17 protein-coding genes are annotated in these 19,767 nt (G+C 59.7%); 13 read left to right on the top strand and 4 right to left on the bottom strand.

Annotated elements, in window-relative coordinates; all coding sequences use genetic code 11:
* Nucleotides 1-8: 8 nt before the first annotated feature.
* Nucleotides 9-866, bottom strand: coding sequence for a pirin family protein (locus N008_RS08745; protein ID WP_044018498.1), 858 nt, complete (start codon nucleotides 864-866; stop codon nucleotides 9-11).
* A 144-nt stretch (nucleotides 867-1,010) separates the two neighbouring features.
* Here N008_RS08745 and N008_RS08750 point away from each other — a divergent pair, with 144 nt between their 5' ends.
* The 13 genes from N008_RS08750 (at nucleotide 1,011) to N008_RS08810 (ending at nucleotide 13,921) form a co-directional block, all read left to right on the top strand.
* Complete coding sequence (locus N008_RS08750) at nucleotides 1,011-2,084, top strand: NADH:flavin oxidoreductase/NADH oxidase (protein WP_044015345.1); 1,074 nt, start codon at nucleotides 1,011-1,013, stop codon at nucleotides 2,082-2,084.
* A 55-nt stretch (nucleotides 2,085-2,139) separates the two neighbouring features.
* Nucleotides 2,140-2,562: a hypothetical protein gene (locus tag N008_RS08755; RefSeq protein WP_044015347.1), complete on the top strand. Its 423-nt coding sequence runs from the start codon at nucleotides 2,140-2,142 to the stop codon at nucleotides 2,560-2,562.
* A gap of 153 nt (nucleotides 2,563-2,715) precedes the next feature.
* On the top strand, nucleotides 2,716-4,818 hold the full coding sequence (locus tag N008_RS08760; protein ID WP_044015349.1) for a M13 family metallopeptidase: 2,103 nt from the start codon (nucleotides 2,716-2,718) through the stop codon (nucleotides 4,816-4,818).
* A 219-nt stretch (nucleotides 4,819-5,037) separates the two neighbouring features.
* Entirely contained in the window at nucleotides 5,038-7,167 is a 2,130-nt protein-coding gene (locus tag N008_RS08765; RefSeq protein WP_044015351.1) for a M13 family metallopeptidase, read from the top strand.
* Between the two features lie 358 nt (nucleotides 7,168-7,525).
* Nucleotides 7,526-7,894: a BlaI/MecI/CopY family transcriptional regulator gene (locus tag N008_RS08770; protein ID WP_044015353.1), complete on the top strand. Its 369-nt coding sequence runs from the start codon at nucleotides 7,526-7,528 to the stop codon at nucleotides 7,892-7,894.
* Nucleotides 7,894-9,453, top strand: coding sequence for a M56 family metallopeptidase (locus N008_RS08775; protein ID WP_044015355.1), 1,560 nt, complete (start codon nucleotides 7,894-7,896; stop codon nucleotides 9,451-9,453). The genes N008_RS08770 and N008_RS08775 overlap by 1 nt, the downstream gene beginning before the upstream one ends.
* Before the next feature lie 97 nt (nucleotides 9,454-9,550).
* Nucleotides 9,551-9,913 (top strand): TonB-dependent receptor plug domain-containing protein, encoded by a 363-nt coding sequence (locus N008_RS08780; RefSeq protein WP_044015356.1) that lies wholly within the window; start codon nucleotides 9,551-9,553, stop codon nucleotides 9,911-9,913.
* A gap of 156 nt (nucleotides 9,914-10,069) precedes the next feature.
* Nucleotides 10,070-10,483, top strand: a complete 414-nt coding sequence (locus N008_RS08785; RefSeq protein WP_044015359.1) for a hypothetical protein — start codon at nucleotides 10,070-10,072, stop codon at nucleotides 10,481-10,483.
* A 184-nt stretch (nucleotides 10,484-10,667) separates the two neighbouring features.
* Nucleotides 10,668-10,982 carry a hypothetical protein gene (locus N008_RS08790; RefSeq protein ID WP_156109123.1) on the top strand — a complete coding sequence of 105 codons (315 nt, stop codon included), beginning with the start codon at nucleotides 10,668-10,670 and terminating at the stop codon, nucleotides 10,980-10,982.
* Nucleotides 10,983-11,143: 161 nt separating this feature from the next.
* Nucleotides 11,144-11,479 (top strand): hypothetical protein, encoded by a 336-nt coding sequence (locus N008_RS08795; protein WP_156109125.1) that lies wholly within the window; start codon nucleotides 11,144-11,146, stop codon nucleotides 11,477-11,479.
* Nucleotides 11,480-11,565: 86 nt separating this feature from the next.
* Complete coding sequence (locus N008_RS08800) at nucleotides 11,566-11,979, top strand: STAS/SEC14 domain-containing protein (protein WP_156109127.1); 414 nt, start codon at nucleotides 11,566-11,568, stop codon at nucleotides 11,977-11,979.
* A 217-nt stretch (nucleotides 11,980-12,196) separates the two neighbouring features.
* Nucleotides 12,197-12,598, top strand: a complete 402-nt coding sequence (locus N008_RS08805; RefSeq protein ID WP_044015369.1) for a nuclear transport factor 2 family protein — start codon at nucleotides 12,197-12,199, stop codon at nucleotides 12,596-12,598.
* 213 nt (nucleotides 12,599-12,811) lie between these two features.
* The gene (locus N008_RS08810) at nucleotides 12,812-13,921 is read left to right on the top strand and encodes a catalase family protein (RefSeq protein ID WP_052381349.1); all 1,110 of its coding nucleotides are present in this window, start codon (nucleotides 12,812-12,814) and stop codon (nucleotides 13,919-13,921) included.
* Nucleotides 13,922-14,118: 197 nt separating this feature from the next.
* Here N008_RS08810 and N008_RS08815 read toward each other — a convergent pair whose 3' ends face one another.
* The 3 genes from N008_RS08815 to N008_RS08820 all read right to left on the bottom strand — a co-directional run bounded on the left by N008_RS08815 (nucleotide 14,119) and on the right by N008_RS08820 (nucleotide 19,766).
* Nucleotides 14,119-14,817, bottom strand: a complete 699-nt coding sequence (locus N008_RS08815) for a hypothetical protein (RefSeq protein ID WP_044015371.1) — start codon at nucleotides 14,815-14,817, stop codon at nucleotides 14,119-14,121.
* A gap of 555 nt (nucleotides 14,818-15,372) precedes the next feature.
* Nucleotides 15,373-17,154 (bottom strand): hypothetical protein, encoded by a 1,782-nt coding sequence (locus N008_RS23075; RefSeq protein ID WP_156109130.1) that lies wholly within the window; start codon nucleotides 17,152-17,154, stop codon nucleotides 15,373-15,375.
* A gap of 230 nt (nucleotides 17,155-17,384) precedes the next feature.
* Nucleotides 17,385-19,766 (bottom strand): ribonucleoside-diphosphate reductase subunit alpha, encoded by a 2,382-nt coding sequence (locus N008_RS08820; protein ID WP_044015373.1) that lies wholly within the window; start codon nucleotides 19,764-19,766, stop codon nucleotides 17,385-17,387.
* Between the last annotated feature and the right edge of the window lies 1 nt (nucleotide 19,767).

Here is a 19,767-nt window from a genome sequence, read left to right on the forward strand (position 1 = left end):
GGCCGGGGTTAGCCCTTCCAGACGCCGAACTTGCCGGCCTGATAATCTTGGTAGGCCTGGCGGATTTCGGCTTCGGTGTTCATCACGAAGGGCCCGTAGGCTACGATGGGCTCTGCAAATGGCTTGGCGTGGCCCAGCAGCAGCACGCAGTCGTCGGTAAGGGCCTCGGCCTGGAACTCGTCGCCATCGTAGCTGAACTCCACCAGCTGGCGCGCCGCGGCTTCCTGCCCGTTGATGCGCAGGCGGCCCCGGATAACGTAGCAGAAAATGGTGCGCTCGGCCGGAATGGTGAGGGCCAGCTGCCCGCCCTGTTGGAAGTTGATGGTGGCCAGCTGCATGTCTGTGAGAGGCTGCAGGGCGCCCTCGGTGCCGGCCCAGTTGCCCGAAACGGCGTGCACCTGCACGCGGCCTTCGTCCAGCGCCACCGTCGGGATTTGCGGTTCCTGCAAACCCACGTAGTGCGGCGCGGTCATTTTATGCTGCGCCGGCAGGTTCACCCACAGCTGCAAAATCTCCAGCGGGCCGCCGGTCTGCTTGAACTCGTCGGACGATATTTCCGAGTGAATCAGGCCGCTGCCGGCCCGCATCCACTGAATGCCGCCCGGCCCGATAATGCTCTGGTGCCCGCCGCTGTCCTGGTGCATGATGTCGCCGTCCAGAATGAAGGTCACCGTTTCGAAGCCGCGGTGGGGGTGGGGGCCAAAGGGCAGGCCGCGGTTGCGGGCCGGGTAGGTCTGGGGGCCGTGGTGGTTGAGGAACAGAAACGGGTCGAGGTGCTCGACGGCCTCCGTGGGCAGGGCCCGGTAGGTAACCAGGTCGGCAATGGGGGCGCTGACGGCGCGGTGCTGCTGCTTGATGGTGCGCATCATAGGGGAAGGGGACAGGTGGCGGAAGCCAGGTGCCTAGCACTACCCGAAAACGGGCGCACTTGTTTCCGGCGGCCCGGCCGCGGCGCAACCTATCGGCCCCGGAAAGGGTTTATTCGCTTCGTATCGACCAAACCCCTCATCATGTCTGATCTGTTTTCGCCGGTTGCGCTGCGTGGTATCACGCTCCGCAACCGGATAGTTATTTCGCCCATGTGCATGTACAGCGCCCAGGATGGCTTCGCCAACGACTGGCACCTGGTGCACCTGGGCAGCCGGGCCGTGGGTGGGGCCAGCCTCATCATTCAGGAAGCCACGGCTGTGTCGCCGGAAGGCCGCATCACGCCCGGCGACCTGGGCATCTGGAAAGACGAGCACGTGCCGTTTCTGCGCCGCATCACCGACTTTATCAAGGCCCAGGGAAGCGTGGCCGGCATTCAGCTGGCCCACGCCGGCCGCAAGGCCAGCCACCGCAACCCCTGGGAAGGCGCCGACGCCATCCTGCCCACCGAGCCCCACGGCTGGCAGACGGTAGCGCCCAGCGCCGAGCCCTTCATCCCCGACGAGCCCACGCCCCACGCCCTGAGTGTGGCCGAAATCGGGCAGGTGGTCGCCGACTTCCGCGCGGCCACGCTGCGCTCTTTGGAAGCCGGCTACGAGGTGATTGAGCTGCACGCCGCCCACGGCTACCTGCTGCACGAGTTCTTCTCGCCTTTGAGCAACCACCGCCAGGACGAATACGGCGGCTCCTTCGAAAACCGCATCCGGCTGCTGCTGGAAGTGGTGGAAGCCACCCGGGCCGTACTGCCTGATCACCTGCCGCTGCTGGTGCGCGTGTCGGCCACCGACTGGACCGAGGGCGGCTGGACGGCCGCCGATACCGTGCGGCTGGCCGGCATCCTGAAAGACAAGGGCGTGGATCTGCTGGACTGCTCCACCGGCGGCAACGTACCTCAGGCGGATATTCCCGTGGGTCCCGGCTACCAGGTGGAATTTGCCGAGCAGGTGCGCCGCGAAACCGGCCTGCCCACCGGCGCCGTCGGCCTCATCACGGACGCGCAGCAGGCCGAGGCCATCATTGCCAGCGGCCAAGCCGACCTGGTGCTGCTGGCCCGAGAATCGTTGCGCGACGCCTACTTCCCGCTGCACGCGGCGCACGAACTGGGCACTGATATTGCTTGGCCCAACCAGTACGTGCGGGCTAAGCCGCGGCTGTAGGCAGGAGCTGCAGCGGGCCTTCCCGTACATACTTTCTGTGCTGTACCTTTGCCTGATGCAAGACTTCTCGACGCCGGCTTTTCCCATTCTCTACCGCCCCGACCTGGATATTCTGGTGGGCCGGTGGCTGGTGGAAATCAGTCTGGCCGAGGAGGTGAAGCAGAACTACGTGCAGCTGTTTCAGGCCGCCGCCGCCGCCAACTGCCGGTTCTGGCTGCTCGATGCCCGGCGGCGGTTCCGCACCACCCACGAAATCACCAACTGGGTGAACCAGAACGCGCCCCGGCAGGCGCTGGAGAAGTTGGGCCGCGAAATCCGGGTGGCTTTCCTGCTGGCGCCACACCAGCTGCTGGCTTCCACCGATTCGCCCCCGTTCCCGACGCTGTTCCACCCGGTTACGGGCCATCCTATGTCGGCCCAATTCACCGACGAGGGCCAAGCCATCAGCTGGCTGCAGGAAGAGCAGCACCGTATTTGACCCGCACCCGACCTGCGACCCATACTACCAACGCGGCTGCTGCCCCTCCCGGGCGGTGGCCGCGCTGGTGCTTTTCAGACGTAATCGGCTGGCGGCCCGCAACCTTTCCCGGCGCGCCGCGACCTTAGGCGAAGCCTACGCTGATTTTGCTGCATGCAACACCTTTTTGTTCCTACCCGGGCCGGCGCGGCGGCCCTGCTGCTGGCTCTGGCCGGCTGCGCCACCACCCAGCCCGCCTCCACCAGCACTACGCCCGCGCCTCCGGCCACGGCGGTTGCCTCCACCACCGGCGGCCGCAGCATCAACCCCCAGGATGTGGACCGCTCGGTGTCGCCGTGCGAGGACTTCTTCCGGTTTTCGGGCGGCAACTGGCTGAAAAACAACCCCATTCCGGCCTACGCCAGCAGCTGGGCCCCGCGCAACGAGCTCAACGACCGGACCCAGGCCACCCTGCGCCGCATCCTGGATGATGCCGCCGCCGACCGCGCCGCCACCCCCGGCTCGAACCGCCAGAAAGTGGGCGATTACTACGCCGTCGGCATGGACTCGGTGGGCCTGGAAAAAGCCGGCCTGACCTACCTCAAGCCCGAGCTGGCCCGCATTGCCGCCGTGAAAGACCGGCCCGGCCTGCTCTCGGAAATTGCCCGCCAGCAGACGCTGGGCACCGGCGCGTTCTTCCGGGCCGGCGTGAGTCCGGACCGCAAAAACAGCTCGGTGTACGCCGTAAACATGAGCCAGGGCGGCCTGGGTATGCCCGATCGGGACCACTACCTCAAGGACGACGCCCGCTCCAAAACCGTGCGCACGGCCTACATCACCTACCTCACCAACACCTTCAAGCTGCTCGGCGACCCGGAGGCTACGGCCGCGGCCAAAGCCGCCACAGTGGTGCGCGTGGAAACCCGCCTGGCCCGTGCCAGCAAAGACCGGGTGTCGCTGCGCGACCCGTACGCCAGCTACAACAAGATGACGGTGGCCGAGGCCGACAAGCAGTTCCCGAACCTGCAGCCCTCGGCTTTGCTGAAGCGCAACGGCCTGGGCGCGGCCCAGGAGGTGATTGTAGGCCAGCCCGAGTTTTTCCGGGAAGTCAGCGCGGTGCTGAAAGAGGAGCCGCTGCAGGACCTCAAAACCTACCTGAGCTGGCAGCTGGTATCGTCGGTGCCGGCGGCCCTGCCCCAGGCGTTTAGCGACGAGGCCTTCCGGTTTGCGCAGGTGCAGAGCGGGGCCAAGCAGCAGCCCACCCGCTGGAAACGCATGCTGGCCGCCACCGACGGCACCCTGGGCGAGGCCTTCGGGCAGCTGTACGTGGATCAGGCGTTTTCGCCCGCTGCCAAGCAGAAGGCCCTCGATATGCTGGCCAACATCCGCGAGTCGATGGCTGAGCACATCCAGACCAACACCTGGATGAGCGCCGCCACCAAGCAGGAAGCCCTCAAGAAGCTCAGCGCCCTGCGCGTGAAAATCGGCTACCCCGATAAGTGGAAGGACTATTCGGCGCTGAACATTTCGCGCGAGTCGTACCTGAAAAACGTGCTGGCAGCGCGCCAGTGGGGCTATCAGCAGAACGTGAAGAAGTTCGGCGGACCCATTGACCGCACTGAGTGGAGCATGACGCCGCCCACCATCAATGCGTACTACAGCCCGCCGATGAACGAAATCGTGTTCCCGGCCGGCTACCTGCAGCCGCCGTTCTTCGACCCCGAAGCCGACGATGCGGTAAACTACGGCGCCATTGGCGGGGTGATGGGCCACGAAATGACCCACGGTTTCGACGACTCGGGCCGGCAGTACGACTCGGAAGGCAACCTGCGCGACTGGTGGACGCCGGCCGACGCGGCCGAATTCACGAAGCGCGCCGCCGTGGTGGGCACCCAGTACTCGGCCTTCTCGCCCCTCGACTCGGTGTACGTGAATGGCAAGCTGACCATGGGCGAAAACCTGGCCGACTTTGCCGGCCTCACCATTGTATATGCCGCCCTCCAAAAGCAGCTCGACAAGCAGTACGGCAAAGGCAACCGCCCGCTCATCGACGGCTTCACGCCCGAGCAGCGCTTTTTCCTGAGCTGGGCCCAGCTGCGCCGCCAGAACATCCGCCCCGAAGCCCTGCGCCAGCAAATCCTCACCGACCCCCACTCGCCCGGCCAGTACCGCACCATCGGCCCCCTCATGAACATGCCCGAGTTCTACCAGGCCTTCGGCTGCACGCCCGGCCAGAAAATGGTTCGCCCGGATGCCGAGCGGGCTGTGATTTGGTAGCCGGAAGCCCAGCCAAAAAGAACGTCATGCTGAGCGGAGCGAAGCATCTCGCGTGCTGACGTTGTTGAATCGTCGAACGACAACCGCTCCGTAGCTCAGGGTTTAAACCCTGGGCTAGCAAGGCAACGTCAGCACGCGAGATGCTTCGGCTACGCCTCAGCATGACGTTCTCTTCTTCTCCCAACTTCAACTTCTTCCACAACCTCCAATCTTCCACTAATGACCCCACAACGCACCTTCCTGCTCTCCCTGGGCACGGCAGCCGGCCTAGCCCTGGCCGGCTGCGCCGCCAGCACGCCCGCTACCACCGCCACCACGCCACCTGCTGCTACGCCTGCCACGGCTGATGCTACGGCTACGGCCCAGCTCGGCCCCGTGCTGCCCGGCGTTGGCCTTGATCCGGCGAACATCGACAAGTCGGTTTCGCCCTGCGACGACTTCTTTCAGTACGCTTCGGGCACCTGGCTGAAGAACAACCCGATTCCGGCCGCCGAGTCGCGCTGGAGCTCCTGGAACGGGCTCATCAACCAGAACGAGGCCGTGATGCGCCAGATTCTGGAAACCTCGGCCGCCAACAAAACCGCCGCCAAGGGTACCAACCTCCAGAAAGTGGGCGACTACTACGCCACGGCCATGGACTCGGTGGCAATCGACAAAGCCGGCCTGAAGTACCTGCAGCCGGAGCTGAACCGCATCAACGCGGTGAAGGACCTGCGCGGGCTGCAAACCGAGCTGGTGCGCGCCCAGCGCCTGCAAACCCGCTCGGTGTTCGGGCTGGGCGTGAACCAGGACCGCAAAAAGAGCGACGAGTACGCCCTCTACCTCAGCCAGGGCGGTCTGAGCCTGCCCGACCGGGACTATTACCTCAAGGACGACGCCCGCTCGAAAGCCATCCGCACGGCCTACACCACCTACCTCACCAACACCTTTAAGATGCTGGGCGAGAGCCCGGCCGTGGCCGCCAAAAGCGCCGCCACGGTGCTGCGTCTCGAAACCCGGCTCGCCAAAGCCAGCAAGGACCGCGTAGCCCTGCGCGACCCCTACGCCAACTACAACAAGATGACGGTGGCCGAGGCTGCCCAGAAATACCCCAACCTGGGTCTGCCCGTGATGCTGCCCGCATTGGGTCTCAGCTCGGCTAAAGAGGTGATTGTGGGCCAGCCCGAGTTTCTGCAGGAAGCCAGCACCGCCCTCAAGCAGGAGCCCCTCGGCGACTGGAAAACCTATCTGCGCTGGCACCTCGCCTCGTCGCTGATGTCGGCTTTGCCACAGTCGTTTGGCGATGAGTCGTTCCGGTTCCAGCAAGTGCTGAGCGGCGCCAAGCAGCAGCAGCCCCGCTGGAAGCGCATGCTCCGCGCTACGGACGGCGCGCTGGGCGAGGCGTTCGGTCAGCTGTACGTAGACAAGGCCTTCGCGCCCGAAACCAAGGTGAAGGCCCAGCAGATGGTGGCTAACATCAAGGAAGCCATGGGTGAGCATATCCGCGGGCTGGAGTGGATGAGCGCTGCCACCAAGGAGGAAGCCCTCAAGAAGCTCAACGCCTTCACCGTCAAAATCGGCTACCCCGACAAGTGGAAGGACTATTCGGCCCTCTCGATGAGCCGCGAATCGTACCTGAAAAACGTGCTGGCCGCCCGCGAGTGGGAGTCGAAGGACAACCTGAGCCGCTACGGCAAGCCGATTGACCGCGAAGTGTGGGGCATGACGCCGCCCACGGTGAATGCCTACTACAACTCCTCGCTCAACGAAATCGTGTTTCCGGCCGGCATCATGCAGCCCCCGTTCTTCGACCCCAAGGCCGACGACGCGGTGAACTACGGCGGCATGGGCGCGGTTATCGGCCACGAAATCACCCACGGCTTCGACGACCGGGGCCGGCAATCGGATGCCCAGGGCAACCTGCGCGACTGGTGGACCAAGGAAGACGCGGCCGAATTCACGAAACGCGCCGACATGGTGGGCGCCCAGTACTCGGCCTTCCAGCCCCTGGATTCGGTGTTCGTGAACGGCAAGCTCACCATGGGCGAAAACCTGGCCGACTTCGGTGGCCTGGCCCTGGCCTACTCAGCCCTCGAAAAAGAGCTGCAGAAGAAGTACGGCAGCAACCCGCGCCCCCGCTACGACGGCTTCACGCCCGAGCAGCGCTTCTTCCTCGGCTGGGCCCAGGTGTGGCGCACCAACGCCCGCCCCGAATACATCCGCCAGCAGGTCCTCACCGACCCGCACTCCCCGGCCCAGTACCGCACCAACGGCCCGCTCATGAACATGCCCCAGTTCTACGAGGCCTTCGGCTGCAAGGAAGACGCCAAGATGGTCCGCGCCCAGAACGTCCGCGCCAACATCTGGTAGCCCAGAACGTCCCGGTCCGGCGGCTTTTTCAGCCGTCGGGCCGGTTGTCGCGTGCTGATGTTGTTTGGTGATGATTCCAGGAACGGTGTAGAGACGCAATATTTTGCCTCTCATCGTTGCTGGGGTTGAACCGGCTTCTGTACCAAGCCCCAATCAGCAGTATAACTGGTGCTCGTGCCATCAGACCGTTCAACGACGAGACTCAAAATATTGCGTCTCTACACCGTATGATTATGAAGAAAGAGGCCGCCTGCATCATGCAGGCGGCCTCTTTCTTTTTCCATTGAAAAAATATTTTCCGTTGATAACCAATAAGTATGATTTATTCGTAGAATTACGAAAAGTTCGTAATAAAAAAATGGAACGATTAACTCAACCTGAGGAAGAGGCCATGCGGGGCTTCTGGCAGCTTGGCGGCGGCTTCATTAAGGAAGTGCTGGAGTTGCTGCCCGAGCCGCGCCCGCCCTACACCACCCTGGCCTCCACGGTGCGCAACCTGGAGCGTAAAGGCTACCTGACCAGCCGCAAGCTGGGCAACACCTTCCGGTTCGTGCCCAGCGTCACGGCCGAGGATTACCGCCGCCGCTTCCTGGGCACCTTCGTCGGCGACTACTTCCGCAATTCCTATAAGGAGCTGGTGTCGTTCTTCGCCCAGGAGCAGAAAATCAGCCCCGAGGAGCTGCAGGACATCATCGACATGATCGAAAACCGTAAAACCCGGCCCTGATGCCCGCGCTGCTTCTGTATCTGCTGAAAATGCAGGGGGCGCTGCTGTTGCTGCTGGCCGTCTACTACGGGCTGCTGCGCCGGCTCACGTTTCACGAGCTCAACCGCGCGTATCTGCTGGCGGCGCTGGGGCTGGCGGCCGTCTACCCGGTGCTGGATCTGGGCTGGCTGCGGCCCGCGGTAGCCCCGGCCGCGCCGCTGGCGGCGGTGCTGCCCGCCTGGGCTGGTGCTGCCGGCCCTGCCGCTCCGGCCGCCCCCGGCCCCAACTATGGCGCGTGGCTGCTGGCCGCCTACAGTTTGGGGGCGGCGGTGCTGCTGCTGCAACTGTTGGTGCAGGTTGCCTCACTGTGGCGGCTGCACCGGGCTTCCCGGCCGGCGGAGGCAGCAGGCGTGCAGTTTCGGGCGGTGATGGGGGAGGTGAGTCCGTTTTCGTTTGGGCGGACTATTTACCTCAACCCTGCCCACCACGCGCCAGCCGAGCTGCCAGTGGTCTTGCTCCACGAGCAGGTGCACGTGCGCCAGGCCCACACGCTGGATGTGCTGCTGGGCCACCTGCACCGGGTGCTGGCCTGGGCCAGCCCGGCGGCCTGGCTGTGGCTGCGCGCCACCCAGGAAAACCTGGAGTTCATTGCCGATGCCGCCGTGCTGCGCGAAAACCAGCTGGCCCCGCAACAGTATCAATACAGCCTGGTCCGGCTGAGTACGCTGGCGGCCGGCTCCCCTTTAGCAACCCATTTCTCTTTTATCACCCTTAAAAACCGTATCCGTATGATGAATTCCCTTCCTTTCGCCCCGCGGCAACTGCTACGCTACGCCGCTGTGCTGCCTATAGCGCTGGGCTTGCTCCTGACCGCCGCCGCCACCCAGGCTACTCCTGCTGTGGTAGCAACCAGCACCCTGGCCGATACAGAGAAGCCTGCTCCTATCAGCGCCCTGCCGCCGGCCGCGTTGCGGCACATCGTGCAGCAGTATCCTGGTTACCGGCTGATCGGCGTGTCGGAAGTACGGGCGGCGGATGGCACCAACCTACGCTACAAAGCCGAAATAGCCATTGGCCGCCGGCCGGAAAATGTATTGTTCGATGCTCAGGGCCAGCCGGTGGCGGTGGTTGAGCCGATTTACTTTCTGGATGGCAAGCGCATCGAGAAAAAAGCACTGGATAACCTGAATCCGGCCACTATTGAAAGCATGAACGTGGTGAAAGGCGCCGCTACGGCCACCTTCGGCCCCGAAGCCAGCAATGGCGTAATCCTGGTTTTTACCAAGCAGAACCGGAATTCGGCCGAGGTGCTGGCATTCATGAAAACGCACAGCATCGTGCTGCAGCCCGCTTCCGGCGCCGATGCGCGTCTTATGGAAAACGCCAAGCAAGGCAAGCCATTGACGGCCGCCGACCTGAACGGCCGGCTGCTGATGGTGGATGGCCGCGAAGTGAGTCCGGCCGACGTGCAGCTGACGCCCGACAAGCTGGAGTCAGTGTTTGTGCTGGATGCTGAGCACGCCGTAAAAAAATACGGTGAAAAAGGTCGGCAAGGGGCTATTGTCATCATCACCAAATAACAGATAGCATCCGCCCGATACTCCGCTCCCGCAACCTGCCAGGCTGCGGGAGCGTCTTTTTTCAGTCAAACGAGCCCCCGGGGCGTATATCCTAACTATGAAGCTTCTAACTGTTTCCCTGCGGCTGGCGCTGCGCACGGCCCTGCTGGTGCTGCCGGCCGGCGTATTTGCCCAGGCTGCGCCGGCCCCCGCCCCGGTGCAGGCCAGCGCGCCCAGCCTGTATTTCCTCGACGGTCAGCCTTCCACCCAGCAGGCCATCAACGAGCTCAACCGCCGCACCATTGCCAGCGTGAACGTGGTGAAAGGCTCCGAGGCCACCCGTATTTTTGGCGAAGGCGCTACCGGCGGCGTGATGGTGGTAGTAACCAAGCGCAACGTGAGTTCCGAGGCCGTGGCCGAGTTCAACCGTCGCTACAACATCCAGCCGCCGTTGGTGCCTGCGCCCCCGGCGCGGCCTTAGTTTGAGGCGCCGCCCGGCACCACTCGGTTGACGGGCGTAGGGCCGGCCGAGCGGCATGCGCCGCTAGCGGCGGACCGGCACAGCCAACGCGAAGCACCGTTGGTGCGTATCGGTACCACTGCACTCTTTCCTGGTCTGTCACCTACACCTGTTTGCATGACGTCAACCACGCTAGCCGATTTCCTCCACCTCAGCCACCGTCCCGACCTGGGCATTGTGGCCGCCCGCTGGACCCGGCCGGCGGAATCGGGCGAGCTGCGCGCCGGCTACCAGGCCATGCTCCACTACGCCGCCTCCTGTGGCAGCTGCACCCGTTGGCTGATTGACTCGCGCCGCCGCCTGCAGGTAGATGCCCAGGACGTGCACTGGCTGACCACCGAGTTCTACCCCACGCTGCGCCGCCACCTCAACGAGCACGTGTACCTGGCGTTTCTGATTGCACCCTACCAGGCCGACGACGTGCAGGACGACACGCTGCCGCCGCTGCCTTACACCCACGGCGACTACTGTTCCCTCAACCAATTCGTCGACGAAGGAGAGGCAGTGCGCTGGCTTACATCGCGCAGCTAAGTCGTGTCGAAAAAGAGGCTTCCGTTGAAAAAGGCAATTTTCAGATAAGCTATTGGATATTGAGGGTAAATGTAATATTGGCCCGATTATAGCCGTTATCTTTGATATAGAGGTGGTATAGGCATTGTTTGCAAGTGCTTAAACGACCTGCTTACAGCTTGTTTCACCCTTTTTTCTTCGGTTCATGTCTAGAATAATACTATTGCTTCTATGTGCCTTTATGGTGCTGCTGGAGCCCGAAACCCTGTTGGCGGCCTCCGGTCCGGAAGCGCCTCTCACGGAAACCGCCGTGTCCGAGACGGATGCCGTAACGGTGATTCCGCGCCCCAACTACAAGCGCTACCGCGGCAACAGCCGCACCAAAAAGCGCCGTTTAGGCTTCTTCCGCCGCCGGGCTGCCCGCCGCAAAGCCATGCGCAAAGGCAAACAGAGAGCCACCGCGCCCAAAGGCCGGATTCAGGTAGACGCGCCGGTGGGCACCATGCCGCCGCGCAAGTAGGCTGCTTCAATAGTACAGTAAGTGTCCAAACGGCCGCTTTTCCTACCCGGGAAAGCGGCCGTTTGCGTGGTAGCCAGCCAGCAAAGGCAAAAGACGGGAACGTACGCCGCCTTTCGGCTGGTGGCGCCGTATACAGAGCCGTACCGTTTTCTATAGCCGTTATGCTTCGTTCGCTTTCTACCGCTCTGTTGCTGGCTTTGCTGGCGGGTACCACCGCCGTTGCTCAAAACCGCGCCCCTTCCACCCCCACCCAACGCAAGCTGGGCGCCGTGAAAGTGCCGCCCCCCAATACGCCTATGCCGGCTCCCTCTACAGCCTCCGGTACTACCGCCGGGCAGGGCCAGAATGCCACTACCGCACCCGGCCTGACCGGCCAGCCGGCGCGCCAGGCCACCGCTTCTCCTGAACGCCTGCTGCGCCAGCCGGTGCCAGCTCCGCCGCTGGCCACTCCGCCCCGCGCCACAACCAGCCCGGCACCCAAGAAAACGCCTCAGTAGCCCTCAATAGCTGCTTTTGAGAGCACGGCTACCGAGTTGGGGCTGCCAATGCATGTACCTACAGCAAAGGGAACTATCTTTGTCTGATGACAAGCCGGCGACAATTTCTGGTGTATTTCGAAAACCCTGCCGGACAAGTACTTGAGGACCCGGCTAAGCTGCTCCGGATTGTGTGGCGGCCAGGACTGCGGCAGCTCTCCGAAACGCAGGCCCTGCTTACCCAGGCGCGTCTGGCACTGCAACGCTACGGCTGGCACCGGATTCTGATCAACCAGACCCAGATGGTGCCTTTCACACCGGAGGAGCAGCAGTGGGTAGGGGCAGAGTGGCTGCCTTTGGCCACTGCTGCGGGCTACCGGCACGGGGCCATTGTGGTGTCGCCCGACGTGATGGTGCGCCTGGCTACGGCTTTCATCACCACCCAGGTTCAGAGCCGCCCGCTGGTCTACCGCTCGTTTGAAGACGAATCCGAGGCGCTGGCCTGGCTGCAGAAACAGTAAGGCGCCGGCCTCTTCGCGCCAAGCAGCGGCCCGCCCGTACCACCGGCCGCTGGCCTCGCTCTGCCGGATGATAGTGCCGGCCACCCCCGGAGTACCCCGAACAGATGGCGCCGGTGGCTGGCCCCGGATACGGCAATTGAGTGGGGGCTAAGCAGTAGCTTTGCTTGGCTGCGGCTATGTGCCGCCCGTATTTTGCGCTGTTTTCCTCTTCTTCGCCATGTCCAACCCGCTTGCTGTTGTCAATGAGTATTTCGCGCTGGTTGATGCGTTTGAAACCGATGCTGCTGCCTACGCCGCCGTGCTGCACCCCGAGGTAGTGCAGACGGAGTACCCCAACGGCCTCTACAAAACCCTGCAGACCCGCTCGCTCACCGATATTCTCCACAACCTGCGCCTGGGCCGCGAGCTGCTGCAGGAGCCCCACTTCGAAGTAAGCCATACCCGCCTCTGCGACGATGGCAGCGTGCAGGTGGAAGGTCAGTGGCAGGCCACCGCCACCAGCGACCTGGGCCCGCTGCTACGCGGCCAGCGCATCATTGCCCACCTCTGCCTGATTTTTGAATTCAAGGATGGCCTGATTTTCCGGCAGCGCCGCTACCCCTGCTACGAAATCCTGTAGCCCTGCCGCCCGCAGTGGGCAGTAGCGCGAACTTTGTAGTTCGCGCCCCCGCGCCGTTCGGATAATTTCGTTCTGGGGCGCGAACTACAAAGTTCGCGCTACTGTGCCGTGCTGCTACTGGTGCACGCTTGGCTCATCCACAACGCAAGCCGTAGTTGGTCCGTATCGGAAAACAGCCTCTGGAGCAAACCCGGGGCGTTTTCCAACTGGCCTATGCCCGCAACCATTCCAACCCAGTACGTCCGCTTCGACTCCGGCGTCGAGGAAATCCAGCCCAACGAAGAGCAGCTCACCACCGAAACCGTGGAGTCGATGGCGCGGGTGAACCGCTTCATGTTTGAGAAGCACCGCCACGCCATCCGCGACGCCCACGCCAAAAGCCACGGCGTGCTGCGCGGCGAGTTGCACATCTATCCCAACCTGCCCGCGCACCTCACCCAGGGCATGTTCCGGGAGCCCCGGGTGTACCCCGTGATTCTGCGCCTGTCGTCGGCGCCCGGCGCCATCGACCCCGACACGCAGTCGGCGGTGAAGGGACTGGCCCTGAAGATTATTGGGGTGGAGGGCCGGAAGTTTCTGGCTGACCAGGCCGACGAAATCACCCAGGACTTCCTGATGGTGAACGATACCATCATCCCGACCGGCGACATCAAAAGCTACCACGACATGCAGCTGCGCCAGGAAAAGGTGTTTCTGCACGCGCCGGAGGTCGTCACCAAGATTATGACTGAGGCCGGCACGCTGGTGAATCAGGCGCTGGATGCCGTGGGCCTCAAAAAGGAAATTCCGCTGGTGGTGCCGCCGCACCCCAACAACCACCTGCTGGGCGAAACCTACACCACGCTCGGCTCCATCCGCTTCGGCGACTACGTGTCGAAAATCAGCGTGGCCCCGCTCTCGGCCAACGTGCAGGCGCTGACCGGCGAGCAGGTGAAAATCACGGAGCCCGCCGGCTGGCGCGACCTAGTGGTGGACTTCTTCCGCACCCAGGGCGCCGAGTACGAGCTGCGCGCCCAGCTCTGCACCGACCTGAAAACCATGCCCGTGGAGGACAGCTCCGTGGACTGGCCCCAGGACCAGAGCCCCTACCAGCCCCTCGGCAAAATCGTCATTCCGTCCCAGGACGCCTACAGCCCCGCCCGCCGCGTGTTTGCCGACGACGTGCTGTCGTTCAACCCGTTCCACTGCCTGCCCGAGCACCTGCCACTGGGCTCCATCAACCGGGCGCGCATCAAGGCCTACGAAACGTCCTCGGCCTACCGCCACCGCATGAACGCCCAGCCCCGCCGCGAGCCGCGCGACATCAACGAGCTGCCCGACTAGCGCGCCGGGCGAACAAGCTGAAAGGGAGGGAAGGACAGTAAGTTAAAAGAACGTCCTTCCAATAGCACGTCATGCTGAGCTTGCCGAAGCATCTCGCGTGCTGACGTTGGGGTAGTACTCCGGTGTCAGCACGCGAGATGCTTCGGCAAGCTCAGCATGACGTTCTTTCTTTTGAGGCAATTACTGTTCCACCGACCCTAATAGCTTTCCTTCTGGAAGCCGAAGGCGCGGAGCTGGGCCTCGAACGTGTCGGGGTAGTTGGCTTTGAGGTGGTGGATGAGGGCGCGCAGGGCCTTGCGGACCTGGGCTTCGTGCTGGTCTTTGCCGCTCACTTTCGCGCTGCGCTGCCCGGCCGTGTCGGTGCTGGCCTGCACCAGCTGGGTGTACTCCTGCACTAGCGGCTGCCAGAGGGCGGTGCCGTACTTCTTTTTGTCCAGGTCGTGGGCCTTGAGGGCCAGGAGCAGCTTGTTCAGGGCCTTCACCCGCTCGGCGCGGGCTCTGGGCAGGACGTACGTCTTGTTTTCACGCGTAATTCCGAACTCCGGGTAGTAGCTGCGGCCTTCGTCTTCGTCGTGGGCTTCGGCGAGGTAGCCTTTCACGTAGCGGAGGTTTTTGTCGAACAGCTTATCCAGCTGCTGGAGGCGCTGGCTTTGCGGGCTGCGCTGGTCGCCGGCGGCATCGGCGGCGTCGCGGCCCTGGGCGTAGGCGGCGGCCAGGGTTGTGAAGTCGGCTTTGGAGAGCCACAGCAGCGGCGGCAGCGCCGAGGTAGTCCAGGCGTCGGCCGCTGTGGTGGCCAGCGCCGACAGCGCCACATCGGAGGCCGGCAGCTGGCTGGTGCGCTGGATGGTGGGGGGTTGGGGAGCCGCGTTCGGGCCTTCGGTAGTGGGGGTAAGCATAGAGAATGGGGGTTAAGGAATACTGGCCATAAGGTATTGATTCCGCGCAAGCTGAACCATACCTGCCCGCGCAAAATCAGGTGTTTTCAACCCGGTAGGTCGCCTCACTCCGCAAATCCAATGGTTTCGGAGCCGCGAGGCCGCCTCACTGCCTGAAACCATTCGGTTCGAAGCCCTGAGGCGACCTCACGGCCCAAAACCAATCGGTTGGAAGCCCTGAGGCTGCCTCACTCGCCCAAAACATTCGGTTTCGGGCAATGAGGCGGCCTCAGGGGATGGAAACATTCGTTTCGGTGATCCGAAAGGTTCCATAGGATGCATAATGGCGCGCGGATAGCGGATCGTACCTCGTGCCAAACCTATAGGGGAGACTGAGCCTCCTCCGCCTGAACGAAAAGCGCCGCCCGGATTCCTCCAGGCGGCGCAGTGTCGGTTTGCCGCGTTGAGGCAGTGGAGGTATAATCTTCACTCCAGTGCTGGTCACGAATTACGCGACATGAAACTCGCGCTAGTCAGTGACTCACTTAATGCCATTCTGCTAATGTGTAAATTCAGTTAACTAAATAAGTTAACTGAATGAGGAACACTGATGCATTTGGTTACATCATATTCCTCTTTTTTTAAACTTTTTAAAATAGATCTTTGGTAAGAAAAAAAGTCTTCAAATCCTATCTTGTCTTGTATGACTGGTTTATGATGACAGTCTGAAAAGAATTCAACACATTTGCTTAATATAAAAGTGAGATAGTACCTCAGATTTGTGTAAATACCCTCCAATTGATACGAAGATTTTGCATCATGAACTATTTCGTTTCTAATACGATACATACGAACAAGATGCCTTTCCAAATTTTTCTCATGTTTTCCTACATATTCTATGCGCTTTTTGCCATTAAAAAGGATACTTTTCAAATACTGAGCGCGGAATACGATTAATGGGTATTCGCTCCCCGAAGATATAATTTCATTATAAGTTTGTATCTGTGTAAGGTATTGTATATCATCTTTATTAAATAATGATAACGTTTTATTGATCTTACTTTTGCTAATAGTCTTATGTAAATTATAAATATTTCTTTTGACATAACTTACTACATGGGCATTTACCAAATTTTCTTTAATTCTCCTAAATGTGCTGGAATCTAAACTGTAATTTGCAAATATATTCTCAAGGCCAATCCAGCAATTGAGAAACTTTTGTTCCATTTCATCTGCTTCGTTTGCTAATCGAAGATGCTTGACACACGAGTATAGCTTGTCCGTCACTTCATCTGATATATGTGTATTTTGTTTGATTTTAACTAACTTGCTAATCAGTTCGATGTAGTTTTCAGGATTTACGCTTATCCCATCTATTTGGGTGCTGGGTACTATTATCTGCGATTCATCTGGGAGTTCTGTATTGACGACTAATACATGTGCGTTTAATGTTTGTATACTGTGTGGATATATCAAATGAATTATATCCAGTATAATTGTTAATTCATTTCTTGCATTAGTAACTGCCTGAAAATGGTCTAAAGCTTTTATTTCTATTGGAAGAAAACTTTCAAGAGGATTTTTATTTAAAAATTGTTTAATTCTTTTATTTTTATCGAGGTTATATTTCTCAGAGACATTTACAATATCTTCTTTAAGTTGCCCAAAATCTGTTTTAAGTACTGCGTCAATATTTATATAAAGTCTAAATACTACTATGTATTCAGTATCTCTTTCAAACGAGAATATATATTTAAAATTATTCCAGCGGGTTCGAAAGTTATTTTTATTTGTCATATTAAACTGAGATTTTATATACTTAATAATAAATTTTCGAGAATATCCACTATTTAATAGTTCTGATACAAGCATATTGCAAGTTTTATTTAATCTTCTTTGTGCTTCAATGAATATATGCTCATCTGAATATGTGTCAAGCAATATAGATTCTATATCATTTATTAATGTGACATGAAAGTCTTTATTTAAAGTGATAAGATAGTAGATGTTATATTCAATATCTTGAATTACATCTAATTTCATATTTGCTGGATTATCACACCTAAGGCTAGTTAGTAACTCTTGAAACATTTGTTTATGTACTTTCCCATATTTGAGATGGCTGTCTCCTGTAATTAAATCATACAATTCATCTCTTATGATTGCAACTGTGTCGGGAGATTTTATTTTTTTTGCACGCCAATCTGATAATATCTGATATAGCTCCTTCAAAGATGATCTAATACTTGATGATTTCGCCCTATAGCTATCAATCGTAGAATTGTTAGTTAGTTCTTCGAAAAATCCTATAAATAATGACTCTAGGGTAAAATTCTTATTAAAATCTGCTTGCTCCATGAATCCTTTGTGTTAGCTTTGCGTTCCTATTACAAAAAGCACTAGGTGCTTAAATTTAGTGAATGGCTCGGGGACGGGCTTAGCTATTGATAACATAGTTACAAGGCACTAGTTACCGTTCCCCCATCATATAAAGGAGTGCAGAGTATATACTTTGCACTCCTTTTCTTTTTATAGAAAAGGAGCCACCCATTGATTTGAGTGGCTCCTTTTCTATAATCTCAAACACCTTACGAACCACAGGCTTCGCAGGCGTCGGGGTTATCCAGAGAGCAGGCCATATCGGAGGCGTTTTGGGCCGATACGTTCAGCGGCTCCAGGGTCTCGGCGGCTTGCTTCTGCACCGTGAACTTGATGGCGTCGGCGGCGGCTTTGGTGCGCAGGTAGTACATGCCGGTTTTCAGGCCCTTCTTCCACGAGTGGAAGTGCATGCTGGTGAGCTTGCCGAAGTTCACGTTCAGCACGTGCAGGTTCAGGCTCTGGCTCTGGCAGATGTACGCGCCCCGGTCGGCCGACATATCAATGATGCGGCGCTGCGAAATCTCCCACACCGTTTTGTACAGGTCCTTGATGTTCTGCGGGATGGTGGGGATGTCCTGCACCGAGCCGTTGGCGGCAATGATGGCGTTCTTCATCTGCTCGTTCCACAGGCCCAGCTTCACCAGGTCTTTCAACAGGTGCTTGTTCACCACCATGAACTCGCCGCTCAGCACGCGGCGCACATAAATGTTGGAGGTGTAAGGCTCAAACGACTCGTTATTGCCCAGAATCTGCGCGGTAGAAGCGGTAGGCATAGGCGCTACCAGCAGCGAGTTGCGCACGCCGTGCTCCATCACCTGGGCGCGCAGCGTGTCCCAATCCCAGCGGCCGGAGTCGGGCTGCACGTTCCAGAGGTCGAACTGGAATTTGCCCTCGCTCAGCGGCGAGCCGGGGAAGGTTTCGTAGTGACCGTCGCGGATGGCCAAATCCTTGGAGGCCGTCATGGCCGCGAAGTAGATGGTCTCGAAGATGTCCTTGTTCAGGCCGCTGGCTTCGTCGCTTTCAAACGGCATGCGCAGGGCAATGAACGTATCGGCCAGCCCTTGCACGCCCAGCCCGATGGGGCGGTGGCGGCGGTTGCTGCGCTCGGCCTCAATCACGGGGTAGTAATTGATGTCGATAACCTTGTTGAGGTTCAGCGTGGCGTGGTAGGTAACCTCGTACAGCTTCTGGTGGTCGAAGATGAGGTTGCCGGCTTCGTCGGGGCGCACGTAGCGGGGCAGGGCCAGCGAGGCGAGGTTGCACACGGCAATTTCGTTCTCGTCGGTGTACTCCATAATCTCGGTGCAGAGGTTGGAGCTCTTGATGGTCCCGAGGTTTTTCTGGTTGCTCTTGCTGTTGGCGGCGTCCTTGAACAGCATGTAGGGCGTGCCGGTCTCGGTCTGGCTTTCCAGAATGGCAAACCACAGCTCCTGGGCCTTGATGGTTTTGCGGCCGCGGCCTTCGCGCTCGTACTTCTGGTAGAGCTTCTCGAACTCCTCGCCGTAGGTGGTATCCAGGCCGGGGCACTCGTGGGGGCACATCAGCGTCCAGTCGCCGTTGGCTTCCACGCGCTTCATGAACAGGTCGGGCGTCCAGAGGGCGTAGAACAGGTCGCGGGCGCGCATTTCCTCCTTGCCGTGGTTCTTTTTCAGGTCCAGGAAGTCGATGATGTCGGCGTGCCAGGGCTCCAGGTAAATAGCGAAAGCGCCCTTGCGCTTGCCGCCACCCTGGTCCACGTAGCGGGCCGTGTCGTTGAACACCTTCAGCATGGGCGTGAGGCCGTTGCTGGTGCCGTTGGTGCCTTTGATGTAGGAGCCGGTGGCGCGCACGTTGTGCACGGCCAGGCCAATGCCGCCGGCGCTCTGCGAAATCAGGGCGCAGTTCTTCAGCGTGTCGTAAATGCCCTCGATGGAGTCGTCCTTCATCGTGAGCAGGAAGCAGGAGCTGAGCTGGGGCTTGGGCGTGCCGGCGTTGAACAGCGTGGGCGTAGCGTGCGTGAACCACCGCTCGCTCATCAGATTGTACGTCTCGATGGCGGCGGCAATGTCCTCCTTATGAATGCCCACGGCCACGCGCATTAGCATGTGCTGGGGGCGCTCCACCACCTTGCCGTCGAGGCGGAGCAGGTAGCTGCGCTCCAGCGTCTTGAAGCCGAAGTAGTCGTAGTTGTAGTCCCGGTCGTAGATGATGGCCGAGTCCAGCGTAGCGGCGTGGGCGTGCACGATTTCCCACACGTCCTGGGCAATGAGGGAGGCGTTTTCGCCGGTTTTGGGGTCCTCGTAGGTGTGCAGCCGCTTCATGGTGCTGCTGAACGACTTGCTGGTGACCTTGTGCAGGTTGCTCACCGCAATGCGGGCGGCCAGGATGGCGTAGTCGGGGTGCTTGGTGGTGAGCGAGGCGGCGGTTTCGGCGGCCAGGTTGTCCAGCTCCACGGTGGTCACACCGTCGTAAATCCCGTCGATAACCTTTTTGGCTACCTCAATCGGGGAAATGAAATTCTGGTTGAGACCGTAGCAAAGCTTCTCGATGCGGGCCGTAACCTTATCGAATTTCACGGATTCGCGGCGGCCGTCGCGTTTGAGTACCAACATA

Origin of the sequence: Hymenobacter sp. APR13 (assembly GCF_000737515.1) — a bacterium.
Lineage (GTDB): Bacteria > Bacteroidota > Bacteroidia > Cytophagales > Hymenobacteraceae > Hymenobacter.